Annotated in this window: 17 protein-coding genes; 10 read left to right on the top strand and 7 right to left on the bottom strand. The window is 72.9% G+C overall.

The annotated features are described in order from the left end of the window. Nucleotides 1–142: 142 nt before the first annotated feature. Nucleotides 143–316 carry a hypothetical protein gene (locus ASG83_RS12680; RefSeq protein ID WP_156376804.1) on the top strand — a complete coding sequence of 58 codons (174 nt, stop codon included), beginning with the start codon at nucleotides 143–145 and terminating at the stop codon, nucleotides 314–316. Nucleotides 317–374: 58 nt separating this feature from the next. Here the strand turns inward: ASG83_RS12680 and ASG83_RS08645 are convergent, their stop codons facing one another. Then, entirely contained in the window at nucleotides 375–869 is a 495-nt protein-coding gene (locus ASG83_RS08645) for an FBP domain-containing protein (RefSeq protein ID WP_055860027.1), read from the bottom strand. A 249-nt stretch (nucleotides 870–1,118) separates the two neighbouring features. On the opposite strand from ASG83_RS08645, the gene ASG83_RS08650 reads away from it, so the two are divergent. After that, nucleotides 1,119–1,517, top strand: a complete 399-nt coding sequence (locus ASG83_RS08650; RefSeq protein WP_055860031.1) for a fasciclin domain-containing protein — start codon at nucleotides 1,119–1,121, stop codon at nucleotides 1,515–1,517. A gap of 76 nt (nucleotides 1,518–1,593) precedes the next feature. Here ASG83_RS08650 and ASG83_RS08655 read toward each other — a convergent pair whose 3' ends face one another. Next, nucleotides 1,594–2,151, bottom strand: a complete 558-nt coding sequence (locus ASG83_RS08655; RefSeq protein WP_055860034.1) for a YceI family protein — start codon at nucleotides 2,149–2,151, stop codon at nucleotides 1,594–1,596. 128 nt (nucleotides 2,152–2,279) lie between these two features. On the opposite strand from ASG83_RS08655, the gene ASG83_RS08660 reads away from it, so the two are divergent. Beyond that, entirely contained in the window at nucleotides 2,280–3,830 is a 1,551-nt protein-coding gene (locus ASG83_RS08660; protein ID WP_055860036.1) for a methyltransferase, read from the top strand. Here the strand turns inward: ASG83_RS08660 and ASG83_RS08665 are convergent. Next, nucleotides 3,817–4,695, bottom strand: a complete 879-nt coding sequence (locus tag ASG83_RS08665; protein WP_055860039.1) for a hypothetical protein — start codon at nucleotides 4,693–4,695, stop codon at nucleotides 3,817–3,819. The two genes, ASG83_RS08660 and ASG83_RS08665, sit on opposite strands and share 14 nt — an antisense overlap. A gap of 228 nt (nucleotides 4,696–4,923) precedes the next feature. On the opposite strand from ASG83_RS08665, the gene ASG83_RS08670 reads away from it, so the two are divergent. Both ASG83_RS08670 and ASG83_RS08675 read left to right on the top strand, forming a co-directional pair. After that, nucleotides 4,924–5,943, top strand: a complete 1,020-nt coding sequence (locus tag ASG83_RS08670) for an aldo/keto reductase (RefSeq protein WP_055860042.1) — start codon at nucleotides 4,924–4,926, stop codon at nucleotides 5,941–5,943. Between the two features lie 16 nt (nucleotides 5,944–5,959). After that, complete coding sequence (locus tag ASG83_RS08675) at nucleotides 5,960–6,838, top strand: DUF3097 domain-containing protein (RefSeq protein WP_055860045.1); 879 nt, start codon at nucleotides 5,960–5,962, stop codon at nucleotides 6,836–6,838. Nucleotides 6,839–6,956: 118 nt separating this feature from the next. Here the strand turns inward: ASG83_RS08675 and ASG83_RS08680 are convergent, their stop codons facing one another. Next, entirely contained in the window at nucleotides 6,957–7,160 is a 204-nt protein-coding gene (locus ASG83_RS08680; RefSeq protein WP_055860048.1) for a cold-shock protein, read from the bottom strand. Nucleotides 7,161–7,441: 281 nt separating this feature from the next. Between ASG83_RS08680 and ASG83_RS08685 the strand changes: the two genes are divergently transcribed. From ASG83_RS08685 to ASG83_RS08705, 5 genes are all read left to right on the top strand, one after another. Beyond that, a complete protein-coding gene (locus ASG83_RS08685; protein WP_055860050.1) occupies nucleotides 7,442–8,059 on the top strand; it encodes a hypothetical protein in 618 nt (205 codons plus the stop codon). Between the two features lies 1 nt (nucleotide 8,060). Next, nucleotides 8,061–8,570: a DUF427 domain-containing protein gene (locus tag ASG83_RS08690; RefSeq protein WP_055860051.1), complete on the top strand. Its 510-nt coding sequence runs from the start codon at nucleotides 8,061–8,063 to the stop codon at nucleotides 8,568–8,570. An 81-nt stretch (nucleotides 8,571–8,651) separates the two neighbouring features. Further along, entirely contained in the window at nucleotides 8,652–9,758 is a 1,107-nt protein-coding gene (locus ASG83_RS08695) for a VIT1/CCC1 family protein (RefSeq protein ID WP_055860056.1), read from the top strand. 252 nt (nucleotides 9,759–10,010) lie between these two features. After that, the gene (locus ASG83_RS08700; protein ID WP_055860059.1) at nucleotides 10,011–10,724 is read left to right on the top strand and encodes a M23 family metallopeptidase; all 714 of its coding nucleotides are present in this window, start codon (nucleotides 10,011–10,013) and stop codon (nucleotides 10,722–10,724) included. A gap of 111 nt (nucleotides 10,725–10,835) precedes the next feature. Beyond that, a complete protein-coding gene (locus ASG83_RS08705) occupies nucleotides 10,836–12,299 on the top strand; it encodes a hypothetical protein (protein ID WP_200959279.1) in 1,464 nt (487 codons plus the stop codon). Nucleotides 12,300–12,494: 195 nt separating this feature from the next. Here the strand turns inward: ASG83_RS08705 and ASG83_RS08710 are convergent, their stop codons facing one another. From ASG83_RS08710 to ASG83_RS08720, 3 genes are read right to left on the bottom strand one after another with little or no spacing between them, the layout of a single operon-like run. Further along, nucleotides 12,495–13,619 (bottom strand): ABC transporter ATP-binding protein, encoded by a 1,125-nt coding sequence (locus ASG83_RS08710; protein ID WP_055860062.1) that lies wholly within the window; start codon nucleotides 13,617–13,619, stop codon nucleotides 12,495–12,497. Beyond that, nucleotides 13,616–14,521: an ABC transporter permease gene (locus ASG83_RS08715; protein WP_200959280.1), complete on the bottom strand. Its 906-nt coding sequence runs from the start codon at nucleotides 14,519–14,521 to the stop codon at nucleotides 13,616–13,618. The genes ASG83_RS08710 and ASG83_RS08715 overlap by 4 nt, the downstream gene beginning before the upstream one ends. A gap of 7 nt (nucleotides 14,522–14,528) precedes the next feature. Beyond that, nucleotides 14,529–15,428 (bottom strand): ABC transporter permease, encoded by a 900-nt coding sequence (locus tag ASG83_RS08720; protein ID WP_082599183.1) that lies wholly within the window; start codon nucleotides 15,426–15,428, stop codon nucleotides 14,529–14,531. Nucleotides 15,429–15,440 lie beyond the last annotated feature (12 nt).

The raw sequence follows: 15,440 nt of genomic DNA on the forward strand, positions 1-15,440 counted from the left end.
GCCGCCGCTCGTTCGCAAGGGTAACGATCTCCGGCCCCTGTGTGGGGGGTAGACAGGCTTTATTGCACTTAGGAGACAGATCGGAACGTTCCGTCAACCCTGAGCGGGGGATTCGGTCTCGACCTGGCACAATAGGAGCACCATGAAGATCTTCGCCGTCGTCATCGCGCTCGCACTGTTCCTCGCCGCGTTCCCGCTCTTCGCCTACGCCTTCTGGGTGCCGGAGGAGTGGGCGGCGCTGACGTTCTTCCTCGGCATCATGTCGGCGACTCTCGCCCTCGCGATCCCGTTCAACCTGCTTGGCCGCCGCGACTGAACAGCGCTGACAACGACCCCGTCGCCGACGACGGGGTCGTTGTCATGTTCGCGCAGGCTCAGACGGTCTCGAGGATGCGGGCGGTGAACGCCTCGACGCGCTGGGTGAGACCGGCGCTCCGGCGGGCGATGAGCTCGTCGCGCATGAGGCGCATCTCGCTCATGCCGGGGAAGATGCGGATCATGATCGAGCAGGCGAGATCGGCGCAGATGTACGTGCCGATGGAGTTGCCGTCGCGGCCGGACCGGCCTCCGCGGCGGGCGCTGAACATGAGCACCTGCGTCGCCGGCTGCGGGGTGTGGCACAGCGAGCACATCGCGCCGATCCCGGGGCGCAGCGAGCTCGAGGCGGCCCGCAGCACGATGCCGACGGGGCGATCGTCGACCCAGTGCACGAGGTAGCCGCGCAGCGACCCCTGCGGGTCGCGCCAGCCGAGGAACTCGCGGTCGTCCCAGACGACCTCGTGCAGGCCCGGGAGCTCCATGCGCTCGATCTCCGCCGGCTCGGCGTTGATGATCGAGGCGACGATCTGGTCGGCGGTCATCGGCTTCATCATCGCCAGCGTACGACAGTCGACTGGAGCGCGGCCGCGCGGAGGCGCATCATCGACCCCTCCGGCGTCCTCCCGGCGAACTCCGGCTGTGAATCGTCCGGTGCCGGGCGCTTGCGCGGTCAACGGTCGGGGGATGCGCGGCGTCGGCACAGCGACACGCCCGCCCGAGCGCCCTAGCGTCGGGATCGCCCGGCCGCTCGGCCGTCGCGGGCGCTCCGGCGCCGTCCCCCACGTACAAGGAGACCTCTCATGGCCACCATCGTCGAAACCGCCGTCTCGGCCGGTTCGTTCACCACCCTCGTCGCCGCCGTCACGGCGGCCGACCTCGTCGACACCCTGAACGGCGACGGCCCGTTCACGGTCTTCGCTCCGACCGACGAGGCGTTCGCCGCGCTGCCGGAGGGCACGGTCGACGCGCTGCTCGCCGACATCCCGAAGCTCACCGAGATCCTGACCTTCCACGTCGTCGCCGGGGCCGTGCACGCCGCCGACGTCACCGACGGCCTCGCCGCGGCGACCGTCAACGGTAAGGAGCTGCACTTCTCGACCGCCGACGGCGTGACCGTCAACGGTGCGAAGGTCGTCACGGCCGACATCGTCTGCGACAACGGCGTCATCCACGTCATCGACGCGGTGCTGCTGCCGTAGCCCGACGGAGACGACGAAGGGGCGGCCCCGAGATCATCGGGGCCGCCCCTCTCTGCGTGGGTGGACGCGCGGCGGGTTACGCCTGCAGCGCGAACTGCGCGTCGATGGTGATCGTCACCTGGTCTCCGAGCAGGAAGCCGCCCGCCTCGAGGGGCGCGTTCCAGCTGACGCCGAAGTCGTGGCGGTTGATGACGGTCGAGCCGCTCGCGGCGGCCTTGAGGTTGCCCCACGGGTCCTTCGCGATGCCGCCGAACTCGCCCGAGATGGTGACGGGCTTGGTGACGCCGCGGAGGGTGAGGTCGCCGTCGAGGAGGACGGTGTCGCCCTCCATGCGGATCCCGGTCGACCGGAAGGTCATCGTCGGGAACTGCTCGGGGGCGAAGAAGTCGTTGGTGCGCAGGTGCGCGTCGCGGTCGGCGTTGTTGGTGTTGATCGAAGCGACGTCGACCGAGACCTCGATGCTCGACTCGAGCGGGTTCTCGGCGGCGTGCACGGTGGCGTCGAAGGTCTCGAAGGTGCCGCGGACCTTGCTGATGGCGAGGTGGCGCACCGAGAATCCGATGACGGTGTGGGTGGGGTCGACGACCCAGGTGCCGGCGACGTAGCCGGGAACGGTCTCAGCGGTGATGGTCATGTATGTCTCCTCAGTTCTGCATGGTGAGCGCGGTGGCGCACAGGTCAATGCAACTGAATAGAGTTGTCGGTCTATTCCCGAGCCTGGTGAATTCTTCGCAAACCCGCTCCGCGTGCTCGAATAGGGCGGTGCACGATGCCTCCCGCGACCGACTCGTCGGCGCTCTGCGCGACGACCTGACCGCCGCCGACTACACGGTCGACGCGGTGCGCCGGCTCTGGGGCGACGAGGCCGACGCGGCCCTGCGTCGCGGCGACCGCGTCGTCGCCCGACGCGCGCTGCGCTCCGCCCCCTCCGCACCGCTCACCGCGCTCGCCCGGCTGTTCCTCCTCGCCGATCCCGTGGCCGCCGACGAGCTCGCGGGCGCGCTGCCCTCTCTCGGGCTCGACGGGGCGCGCGAGCTGGGCCTCGCCGCGCCGACGACGGCGTCCGATGCCTGGCTCGCGAGCCTCGATGTGCGGCCCTACTCGGCGATCGACGCGACCGGAGCGGTGTCGTGGTGGGTCGTGTCCGACCTCGGCGAGCTCGCGACCGGGGGGCCGCTCGACGCCGGCCATGTGCTGGGCGTCGGCGGAGCATCCACGACCCTCTCCTCGCTCATCCCCACGAGCGCGGCGCGCCGCGTCCTCGATCTCGGCACGGGATGCGGCATCCAGTCCCTGCACGCCTCCCGCCACGCGGGCGCGATCGTCGCGACCGACATCTCGCGTCGCGCGCTCGACCTCGCCGCGCTCACCCTCCGGCTCAACGGGCTCGAGCTCGGGGCCCACGGCGTCGACCTCCGGGTCGGCGACCTCTTCGCGCCCGTGGCGGGGGAGCACTTCGACCGCATCGTCTCGAACCCGCCGTTCGTCATCACCCCGCGCCGCGAGGGCGTGCCGCTGTACGAGTACCGCGACGGCGGGCGAGTCGGCGACGGCATCGTCGAGGAGGTCGTGCGCGGCGCCGCCGACCACCTCGAGCCGGGCGGCACCGCCCACCTGCTCGGCAACTGGGAGTACCGCGACGCGATGGGCGGCGACGGCCTCGCGCGCGTGCGCCGCTGGGTCGAGGAGGCGGGGCTCGATGCGTGGATCGTCGAGCGCGAGCGGCAGACCCCCGCGCAGTACGCCGAGACGTGGATCCGCGACGGCGGCACGCGCGTCGGCTCGCCCGAGTTCGAGGCGCTCGCCGAGGAGTGGCTCGCCGACTTCGAGGCCCGCGGCGTCACGGGCGTCGGCTTCGGCTACGTCGTGCTGCGGCGCCCCGTCGACCCCGCCGCGCCCCGGCTCGTGCGCACCGAGCGTCTGCTCGACGCGCTCGGCGCGACGCCCACCGGCATCGGCGACCACCTCATGGCCGGGTTCGCGGCCCACGACGCGATCGCGCCGCTCGACGACTCCGCGCTCGCCGCGTTGCACCTGCGCGTCGCGCCCGACGTCACCGAGGAGCGCCACCAGTGGCCGGGCGCCGACGGCCCCACCGTCATGCGGCTGCGGCAGGGCGGCGGCTTCGCGCGCACGATCGATGCGGATGCCGCGCTCGCCGGCCTCGTCGGCGCGAGCGACGGCGAGCTATCTGTCGGTCAGCTGATCGGGGCGCTCGCGCAGCTGCTCGAGGTCGACGAGGTCGCCCTCGCCGACGACCTGCTCCCGCGCGTGCGCGAGCTACTGGTCGTCGGGTTCCTCAGCCTCGAGTGATCGCCTCGTCGACCGAGCCCGCGCGCGGCCGACGACGCCAGGAGGGCACCGTCAGCAGGATCGCGAGAGCGCTGAGCGCGACCCCGCCCTGCAGGACGAACCAGGAGCCCGCGCTCGGCCCTCCTCCGGCGCGAGTGCCGAAGGCCGCGTTGGCGTCGTCCACGAGGCTCACCCCGAGAGTGAGATAGGCCGGCATCGCGGCGACCGTGAGGGCGCTCGCGAGGACGGCGGCGAATGCGACGAAGCGGCGCGGCGCGAGGATGCGCTCCAGTCCGCCGCGTGCCGATCGACCGGCGAGGATCACGACGAGTATGCCGACGGCCGCCAGGATCATCCACACGACCACGGCGACGACGAACCCCGATCGGCTCACCGGTCCCCACGCATCGTAGACCGCGCCGAGATCTCGTTGCCCGCCCGCGATCGCGAGCGGATGACTGACGATGAGCACCCAGGCGACGAACGCGACCCACGCGAGGAGCCCGGCCGCGATGACCCACGAGAGCGCCCGGCGCGAGAGACGCTGCGGGTCGGCGGGAACGGGGTGCGTCTCCTCCCACCCTCCGGGGAAGATGAGGCGCGGACCGCGCGGCGGGACGGAGGCATCCCATTCGCCGCTCGCCACGCGCTCGACGCCCCGCACTCCGCGACGTATCGCGAGCGCATTGAGAACGGCGCCCGCGACCACGAGCAGCACGGCGACGAGCGGAGCGAGCACGCCCCACGTGGTCGCGAGCGCGACGATGGGCTCGGGGGTCGTCGCCTGCATCGACCGGCCATCGGCGGAGAGCAGCCACGACAGGAACGCGAGCGGCGCGAGCATGAGGCAGGTGATGCCCCAGCGGACGAGAGCGGTGGCCCGCATGTGACTCCTCGGGTGATCGGTTGCGGCCACCCTAGCGAGGGCGCTCCGGTCCGGGCAGGGCGCGGCGGCGGGGTTCGCCTACGGAGTAACTCACGCTGTTCCGGGCGACTGGGGTGACAGGGGGCACGTGAAGTGCCCGGAAGGGCTCGAAGCGCGCGGCGTCCGGCCGACGAGAAGCAGGTCGAATCGATTCGACGACGAGTGCGCCGCGCGGTTACAGTGGCGCGCATGAAGCTGCGCACCCTGGGGAACTCCGGAACCGCCGTAAGCGATGTCGCGCTCGGCACGATGACCTTCGGCGCTGAGGCCGACGAGGCCTCCAGCCACGCAATGCTCGACGCCTTCGCCGAGGCCGGCGGAACTCTCATCGACGCGGCCGACGTCTACGCCGGCGGGCTCAGCGAGGAGATCATCGGGCGCTGGATGGCCGCCAACCCCGACGTCGCCGACCGCATGGTCATCGCGACCAAGGGCCGATTCCCCATGGGGAGTGACGCCAACGATCTCGGCACCTCGCGCCGGCACCTGCGTCGCGCGCTCGACGCCTCGCTGCGACGGCTCGGCGTCGAGCACGTCGACCTCTACCAGCTGCACGCGTGGGATCCGATCACGCCGCTCGACGAGACGCTCGGGTTCCTCGACGACGCCGTGCGCTCGGGGCTCATCTCGTACTGGGGGCTATCGAACTTCACCGGCTGGCAGCTCACCAAGGCCGTCCACCGCGCCGCCGCGCTCGGCATGCCGGCGCCCGTGACGCTGCAGCCGCAGTACAGCCTCCTGTCGCGCGAGATCGAGTTCGAGATCGTGCCGGCGGCGCTCGACGCGGGTCTCGGCCTGCTCCCATGGGGGCCGCTCGCGGGCGGCTGGCTCACGGGCAAGTACCGACGCGACGCCGCCCCGACAGGCGCGACGCGGCTCGGCGAGGACCCGAACCGCGGCGTGGAGGCGTACGCCCGCCGCTCGGCGGAGGATCGGACGTGGGAGGTGCTGGAGGCCCTCCACGCGATCGCCGACGACCACGGCGTGCCGCCCTCGCGCATCGCGCTCGCCTGGCTGCAGTCGCGACCCGGGATGACGAGCGTCATCCTCGGCGCGCGCACCGTCGAGCAGCTGCGCGACAACCTCGCCGCGGCCGACGTCGAGCTGACCGCCGAGCAGCTCGACCGTCTCGACGCCGCGAGCGCTCCGCGCGTGCCGGACTACCCGTACGGCGAGCTCGGCGTGGAGCAGCGGGCGCGCCGGCTCTGACCGGTACCGTCGCCGCGTGACCGCCTCACCCCTCGGCTCCGGCTCCTCCGACTCCTACCGCGACCCGTACGGCGGCGACGTGCTCGGCGACGACTGGCGGGCGCGCGGCCGCGTCGTCGTCCCCGAGGTGCCGGCCGAGAAGGACCTCGTCGTCGAGCTGCCCGACTCCGGCTACGTCGGGGCGGTCGTGCGCGTCGAGCTCGGCACGGTGCACCTGGAGGATCGCCACGGGCGGGTGCGTGTGTTCCCGCTGGGAGCGGGGTTCCTCGTCGAGGGGGCCCCGGTCATCCTCACCGCCCCCGCCGCGGCGAAGCCGACGGGCCGTCAGCGCACCGCGAGCGGCTCGTTCGCCGTCGAGCAGCAGCGCGCGCGCGTCGCCCGCGGCAGCCGCATCTGGGTCGAGGGCCGCCACGACGCCGAGCTCGTCGAGCAGGTGTGGGGCGACGACCTGCGCGTCGAGGGGGTGGTGGTCGAGTACCTCGAGGGCGTCGACGACCTCGCCGAGCGGCTGCGCGAGTTCGGGCCCGGGCCCGGCCGCCGCGTCGGCGTCCTGGTCGATCACCTCGTGGCCGGCTCCAAGGAGGAGCGCATCGCGCGCGAGGCGCTGCGGGGCGCGGATGCCCGGCACGTGCTCGTCGTCGGCCACCCCTACATCGACATCTGGCAGGCGGTGAAGCCCGCGCGCGTCGGCATCGCGGCGTGGCCCGACGTGCCGCGCGGGGAGGACTGGAAGACCGGGACCCTGCGCCGCCTCGGCTGGCCGCACGGCTCGCAGGCGGCCACGGCCGCGGGGTGGCGGAGGATCCGCGGCTCGGTGCGCAGCTACGCCGACCTCGACCCGGTGCTGCTCGGCCGGGTGGAGGAGCTCATCGATTTCGTCACCGCCGAGGGCTGAGCCGCGCGGCGCCCGGGCGCATCCGCCCCGGCATGACGAAAGCCGCCCCACATCATCGGGGGGCGGCTCTCGTGAGGTTCGCGTGATCTCTCACGCGAAGCGCTTCAGTCGGTGAGGACTAGAGCGGGCGGATGTTCTCGGCCTGGAGGCCCTTGGGGCCCTGGGCCACGTCGAACTCGACCTTCTGGTTCTCATCGAGCGAACGGTAGCCGTTGCTCTGGATGGCCGAGAAGTGCGCGAACACGTCGGCGCTTCCGTCATCGGGGGTGATGAATCCGAAGCCCTTTTCGGCGTTGAACCACTTAACGGTGCCTGTCGTCATTTCTGACTCCCTTGTTTCCTACTTCACGGAGTTTCGACTGTCGAAACCACCAGTCGAACCAACTCGTGAACCGTATCCATCGGGGAGTAGCGACCTGCTTGGTGTTCCAGGACGCCCGGCGCAGCGAGGCGTATCAACTTCGCTGCCCACAGTAGTGCACACCCCGGCCTCCGGCACCATCGTCACCGAGTTGTTACCGATATTGCGCACAGCCGGCGGCAAGAGGACGGCGATACGGTCGCGCTGGCGCGTCGCGCGCTCCCGATCTCTGGAGTGACATCATGAGCTTCCTCGACCGACTCTTCGGCAGCCGCACCCCCGAGCCGGAGAGCGCCCCGCCGCCCCGCGCGCCGCGCGGCGACGACGAGCGCGCCGTCGAGCGCTACCGCTATCTGCTCGAGACCGCGCCGCCCGAGACCATCGAGCGCGTGCACGCCGAGGCCTTCGCGAAGCTGACCCCCGAGCAGCGGCGCATGGTGTTCGAGAAGCTCACGGCCTCGGCGCCGGAGGGCGAGGCGCCGCGCGACGATCAGCCGGCCACCCTCGCGCAGGCTGCGACCCGGTCGGAGCTGCGCCAGCCGGGCACGATGGAGCGGTCATTCGCGCGGCCCTCCTTCGGCAGCATGATGGGCGCCTCCCTCCTCGGAACGGTCGCCGGCTACGTCGTCGCCTCCGCTCTCGTGAGCGCCTTCCTGCCGCCCCTGGATCCCGGCGGCGCCGAGGCGGGAGGGGACGCCGCCGGCGCGGGCGATGCCGGCGACGCCGCTGCGACGGATGCGGGCGCGGCCGACTCCGGCGCGGACGCGGGCGCCGGCGACGGCGGGGGCTTCTTCGACGGCGGCGGCTTCGACGGAGGCGGCGGCTTCGACGGCGGCGGCTTCGGCGATTTCGGGTTCTGAGATGGCCCGCCGCGACCCCCGCTCCGGCCGGATCGAGCCGGGCCCCGGTCAGGAGTCGGTGTGGGACTACCCCCGACCTCCCCGCGTCGAGCCCGTCCGGGCGCGAGTGACGATCGAGCTCGGCGGCGTGCTCATCGCCGACTCGACGCGCGCGATGCGCGTCCTCGAGACGAGCCACCCGCCGGCCTACTACCTGCCTCCGGAGGACTTCGCGCCCGGGGCCCTCCGCCCCGCGGACGGCTCGAGCTTCTGCGAGTTCAAAGGGCGCGCCGCGTACGCCGACGTTCTCGGCGGCGACCGCGCCGCCCCGCGCGCCGCGTGGTACTACCCCGAGCCGAGCCGCGGCTTCGAGCAGATCGCCGGGTTCGTGTCGGTCTACCCCGGCCGCATGGACCGCTGCACGGTCGACGGCGAGGTCGTCACTCCGCAGGAGGGCGACTTCTACGGCGGGTGGATCACCTCGAGCATCGTCGGCCCGTTCAAGGGCGCGGAGGGCACCTGGGGCTGGTGACCCCGGGCCGGTGGCCCGGGCGGATCGGCGTTTCGGGCGGCCGAACTGCGGCAGGAGCATCCGCGCTGGCACACTGACCGCGTGAGCCAGGCGACCCGACCCGACGAGCCGAGCCGCGCCGACCTGCGGCGCTGGAGCCGCTACCTCGCCGACGAGCGCGCCGAGGCCGCCGTGTACCGCGACCTCGCCCGTCGACGCGCCGGCGAGGAGCGCGCGATCCTCCTCGCGCTCGCCGACGCCGAGGGCCGCCACGAGGCGCACTGGATGTCCCTCCTCGGCGACCGCGCGGCGCGCGTCCCCGCCGTCTCGCTCCGCACACGCATCCTGGGCTTCTTCGCCCGACGCTTCGGCAGCGTCTTCGTGCTCGCGCTCGCCCAGCGCGCCGAGTCGCGCTCGCCGTACGAGACGGACGCGCACGCGACGGCCGCGATGGCCGCGGACGAGCGCATCCATCAGGAGGTCGTCCGCGGGCTCGCCGCGCGCGGTCGCGCCCGGCTCTCCGGCACGTTCCGGGCCGCGGTGTTCGGGGCGAACGACGGCCTCGTCTCCAACCTCGCCCTCGTGCTCGGCATCGGTGCGACGGGCGTCCCCGCCGCGACCGTCCTGTTCACGGGGATCGCGGGCCTCCTCGCCGGCGCGCTGTCGATGGGCGCGGGGGAGTACGTGTCGGTGCGATCGCAGCGAGAGCTGCTCGACGCCTCGACCCCCGACCCCGAGGTGCACACCGCCGTGCCCCACCTCGACGTCGACGCCAACGAGCTCGCCCTCGTCTACCGGGCTCGAGGGATGAGCGAGCAGGAGGCGCTCGTGCACGCGCGGGCGGTCGTGGCCGAGTACGACCCCGCCGTCGCCGCGGCCCGCGCGGCGGAGTCGCGGGCCCTCGGCGCGGTGACCGACGAGCACGAGGAGATCGGCTCGGCGTGGGGCGCCGCGACCTCCAGCTTCTGCTTCTTCGCCAGCGGCGCGGTCATCCCCGTCGTGCCGTACCTGCTCGGGCTCACGGGCGTCGCGGCCGTCGTCACCGCGGCCATCCTCGTCGGCCTCGCACTGCTCGTCACGGGCACGATCGTGGGCGTCCTCTCGGGCGCCTCGCCCTGGCGCCGGGCGCTCCGTCAGCTCGCGATCGGGTACGGAGCGGCCGCCGCGACCTACGCGCTCGGGCTCGCGTTCGGGACGACTCTGGCCTGATCAGAGCCGTTCTTCGCGCGACCCCCCGTGTCGGGCTCCCAGGGGTTTGTCAGGTTCGGCCCCGCACCCTGGGATAGCGGCTACGACAGCCGTAGGGGAGAGCATCCCCGGTGCGATGACATCCACCGGGTGCGGTGCGATGACCTCCTGACGCCGGCTCACTCGATCTGGTGCGAATGCGCAACGACGTGCACAGCCCGTATTCGACCAGCGCCTCACCGGGGCGCTGCCACGAGAAAAGCCCCACGCTCCATGCCCTCTTCGCTCCACCGCTCCCGCGTGCGCTCCGCCGTGGGCGCCTCGCCCTTCCTCCCCGCTCGCGCGGTCGACCCCCTGCACCTCCGCGAGCGGGTGCTCGCGATCGCCGTCGCCGTCGTCGCCGCAACGGTGCTCGCCGGCAACGGCGTCGCCGCCATCGGATCGACCCTCGATGAGGAGCAGCGCGCCTCGGCCGCGCCGCGACCTCAGTCGTTCTCCGTGAGCGCGACCGTTCCCATCGAGCCCGCCGATCGCGACGACTTCACGGTCACGTGGTCGCCTCCCGTGGTCTACCCCGTCGGCGCGGGCGCCCCGCAGACCGACGGCTTCGGCTTCCGCGCCTCCCCGTGCGCCGGCTGCTCGAACGACCACAAGGGCGTCGACTTCACGCCCGGCGCCGGCACCCCCGTCGCGAGCATCGCCGACGGCGTCGTGACCGCCGTCGGCTTCGACGGCACGTACGGGATGAGGGTCGAGATCGAGCACGTCGTGGAGGGCCAGGCGGTGCGCTCGTTCTCCGCCCACCTGCAGGACGGCTCGGTGCCGCTCTCGGTCGGCGATCGGGTCGAGACCGGGCAGATCATCGGCGCGGTCGGGTCGACGGGGGCGAGCACCGGGGCGCACCTCCACTTCGAGGTCCGCATCGGCGGAACGCCGATCGATCCGGTCCCGTGGCTCGTGGCGAACGTGCGCACCGCGCCGCGCTGACGCGCCGACCGAACCGAGCGGTCATCGGCTCCGAACCCGAGGTGCTTAGACTGTCGCCACGCCGGCCATCGCCGCGCCCCGCGCCAGCAGGACCCCCCTGAGGAGACAACAGTGTCGATCGCCGCTTTCGCCCGACGGATCGAGCTGCAGACGCGGCCCATCCACCCCGAGACGGAGGCCGCGCTCCAGAAGCGCTGGGCCGAGCTCCCCGAGCACGCGAGGACGCCCGAGCAGCTGCTCGGCAAGTGCGCCGTCGGCTGCGAGGGAACGCACGGCGTGTTCCCGAAGTGCAACCTCACCTGCTCGCCCTGCTACCACTCGGCCGACGCCAACAAGGTGCGCATCGACGGCGACCACACGGTGACCGAGGTCACCAAGCAGATGGCGCTGCTGCGGCAGATCCGCGGCCCGCGCGCTCACGCGCAGCTCATCGGCGGCGAGGTCAGCCTCCTGCCGCCGAAGGCCCACCGCGACACGCTCAAGGCCATGCGCGCCGTCGGCCGCGAGCCCATGTCGATGACGCACGGCGACTTCGACTACGACTACCTGCTGGATGTCGTGCTCGACGACGACGGCAAGCCCGCGTTCGAGAAGGTGTCGTTCGCCGCGCACTTCGACTCGCTCATGCGCGGCCGCCGCGGCGCCGTTCGCCCCCGTAGCGAGGCCGAGCTGAACCCCTTCCGCGAGAAGTTCGCTGAGATGTTCATCGACCTCAAGAAGCAGACGGGTGTGAAGTCGTACCTCGCGCACAACATGACCGTCACCCCGACCAACCTCGACGAGGTCGAGCAGGTCACGCGCGACGTGCTCGGCATGCGCTACGACATGATGTCGTTCCAGCCCGCGGCCTTCATCGGCGACGACCGCCGCTGGAAGGAGAACTTCGAGGAGGTCACGATCGATGCCGTGTGGGATCGCATCGAGGCCGGCGCCGGGCAGAAGCTGCCCCACAAGGCCGTCCAGTTCGGCGACCCGCGCTGCAACCGCCACACCGTCGGCGTCATGGTCGACGGCCGCTTCGCCTCCGTGCTCGACGCCGACGAGCCGAAGGACATCGCCGCCCGCGACCGCTTCCTGAAGCACTACGGCGGCATGATCTTCGGCGATATCCCGCGCTGGGCGCTCACCGTGAAGGTCATCCGCGCCATCCTCAGCCACCCGCAGGACCTCCCGCCGCTCATCGGCCTCATGAGCCGCATCGTCAAGCGCGGCGGCGGCCTGCGAGCGGTCATCCGCGCCGCCCGGAAGGGCAAGGTCAGCTTCAAGACCTTCGTCGTGCACAACTTCATGGACGCCGAGCAGGTCAAGCCCGCCTGGGACATGATGAAGAAGGGCATCGTCTCCGACGACCCGAAGCTCAAGGAGACCCAGGAGCGCCTCGGGGCCTGCATGTACGCGATGAGCCACCCCGAGACGGGTGAGCTCGTGCCGGCGTGCGCCCAGCACTCGGTGCTCGACCCGATCGAGAACATCGGTCTGCGCACGCTGCTGCCGCTCGAGCCGAAGGGTGAGCGCCGCACGGGCATCTCCAACGGCAAGGTCGACGAGCTCGTCTCCGACGGCTCGCGCTGGTAGGGGGCGCGCTCGGCGTCCTCCGAAGCCCGCGCTCGCGACGGCGTCGACGGCCCGCGCCCACCGCCTCTCGGGGCGCCTCGGGGCGCCTCGGGGCGCCTCGCGCGCGGCGGGTGAGCCGGTTGGTCGCACGTGGGCTCAGAATTCCGGGCTCAATCGTGAATGACGGGCTCGATCGCGCGGGTCGGTATGCGGCAGTCAGCCCGCGACGACCGTGCAGGCCGAGCGCGGGATGAGCGCGGTGGCGCGCTCGCCGATCGCGAGCGGGCGGCTCGCCGGGACCTCGGCGACGAGCTCGGTGGGCGGCGAGGGGTCGGCCCGAGCATCCGTCGCCTGATCGGCGCGGGCGTCGGCGACGGAGCCGGCGGTCGCGACAGCGAGGGCGAGCTCGGCCCGCGGCCCGCGCGCCCGGCGATCGGCGACGACGATGTCGACCGCGACGAACCCCTCGGGGGCGGATGCCCCTGCCGCGGCCACCTGGATCGCCTCCTGCCGGACGACGAGCACGCCCGACCCCTCGGCCCACGTCTCGCCCTCGGGAGCGGCCACTCGGCCGATCGCCGACACGTGCGCCCCGTCGCGGACGACGCCCGCGAGCTCGATGCGCCCGCCCATGAGGCGGGAGACGTCGAGCGACACCGGCCGCGTGTAGAGCCGCTCGACGGCGTCGTGCTGCAGCAGGCGCCCGCGCTTGAGCAGGGCGACCCGGTCGGCGACGATCGCCGCCTCGTCACGATCGTGCGTCACCATGACGACGGTCGGGGCGACCTGCGCGCGGATCGCGGCGAGGAGCGCGTGCATGTCGGAGCGCAGCTCCGGGTCGAGGGCGCTGAACGGCTCGTCGAGCAGCAGCACCCGAGGCCGGGCGGCGAGCGCCCGGGCGAGCGCGACGCGCTGCTCCTGCCCGCCCGAGAGTGCGGTGACGGGGCGCGACCCGAAGCCCGCGAGCTGCACGAGCTCGAGGAACTGGGTCGCATCCGCCCGCGCCTCGCGTTTGGGCTGACCGGCGACGGTCGCAGCGAAGGCGACGTTGTCGAGCACGCTCAGGTGCGGGAAGAGCAGGGGGCGCTGGAAGACCATCGCCATGCCGCGGCGCTCGGGGGCGAGGCCCGCGACATCCGCGCCGTCGACGAGGATGCGCCCCGAGCTCGGCACGTCGAGCCCGGCGATCGAGCGCAGCACGGTCGACTTGCCCGAGCCCGACGGCCCGAGGATCGCGAGGCACTCGCCGGGAGCGACGGAGAACGACACCGCGTCGACGGCGGCGTGATCGGCCCCGTCGAAGGTCTTCGTGAGGGCGTCGAGGGCGAGGGAAGCGCTCATGGCGAGCCTTTCGGTGATCGGCTGGGCGTCGGACCGGTCAGGCGCCCGCCCGCGTAGCGGCGGCCGAAGCGCCCGAGGGCGAGCAGGAGCAGCAGCGGCGGGACGATCGCGCTCACCGACAGCACCGCGACGACCGCGTCGTTGCCGACGCCCGCCGCGAAGGAGCCCACGAGCAGCGGCAGGGTGACGAGAGAGCCGCCGCCGACGAGGACGGTCACGACGTAGTCGCTCCAGCCGACGAGGAAGGCGAGGAAGGCCGCGCGCGCGAGCCCCGGCGCCACGAGCGGCAGGTGGACGCGCGCGAGCACGTGCGCGCGCGAGGCGCCGAGCGTGCGGGCCTCCTCCTCGAACGCGATGTCGTGGGCGGCGTACGCGACGCGCATCGTGTAGACGGTGTACGGCAGGGCGGCCGCGACGAGCAGCAGCAGCACCGCGAGCGTCGCGGGCACACGAGCGCGCAGGAGCACGATCGTGAGGCCCATGACGGCGACGAACGCGGGGAGGGCGAGGGGCGCGAGCAGGATGGCGCTCACGAGCCGCGGGGCGGGCACGCGGCCGAACGTCAGCGCGCGGGCGGCGAGAGCGCCGAGCGGCGTCGCGATCGCCGCGACCGCGAGCCCGAGCAGAATTGACCGACCGAACGCGGGCACGGCGCCCTGGGCGAGCGCCTGCGACAGCCCGTCGAGGCCCCACTCGGTCGGCAGCGGTGCGGGGAACGACCACCGGTTCGCGACCGACCAGATGAGCAGCGGCACGACCGGGAGGGCGAACCACAGCGCGAGCAGCGCCGCGACGGCGATACGGAGGATCCGGCCCACCGGGCGAGGGCGCATCAGCCCGCGCGAGCGCGTCGTTCGGGGGTCGGGGGTGACCCGCTGCCCGTACGGGATCATCATCGCCATCGCGGGCTCACTTCCACAGCGGCGTGCGCCGCAGCAGGGCCATGCCGATCGCGACCGCGAGCAGCGAGACGAGCGTCGTCACGACCGCGACCGCGGCAGCCTCGGGGCGCGAGGTCAGCGTGATCGACGTGAACAGCCGGAACGCCAGCACCGGCAGCGGCTCGGGGTAGGGCCGGCCGAGCAGCCACGCGACCTCGTACGAGCCGAGCGTGTAGACGAAGATGATGATCGCGCTCACGATGACGGCGGGCGTCGCGAGCGGGATGACGACGTGCCGTAGACGCCGGGCGCGGGATGCGCCGAGCAGCGCCGCGGTCTCGTCGTAGCGGGCGACGCGCGTCGCGAGCACCCCAGCGACGACGAGCGCGACGAAGGCCGACTCCTTCCACGTGTACTCGAGCACGACGGCGACCCACCACGGTCCGCCGACGAGGTCGGGCCAGGCTGTCGGCGCGATGCCCAGCACGCGCGGGATGAGCCCCGAGTCGGCGATGAGCAGCCCCACCGACGCCGCCCCCACGAGGTGCGGGATGGGGATCGTGAGCGCGCTCAGCGCCGCGACCACACGGCCCGTCACGCGCCCCTGCGTGATGATGATCGCGGCCGCGAGCCCGATGACGCACGAGAGCGCCGTCGAGGCCGTCGCGATGCCGAGCGAGAGCGCGAGGCCCGTGAGCAGCTCGTCGCCGTTCGCGACGTAGGCGTCGAGGGTGAACGCGGCCTCGCCGACCAGCGGGAGCAGGCCGACCGACTGCGCCGCGGACATCCCGATGCCGCCGACGACGACGAGCCCCGCGATCAGCAGGGCGGGCGCGACGGAGGCGAGCGCGACCCAGCGGTCGCGAGCGACGGATGCCCGGGGCCGGGCGCGCGCGATCGCGGCGCCCGGCCCCGGGGTCGGCAGCATTCTTCGCGGCTC

The organism is Yonghaparkia sp. Soil809 (genome assembly GCF_001429705.1).
Lineage (GTDB): Bacteria > Actinomycetota > Actinomycetes > Actinomycetales > Microbacteriaceae > Microcella.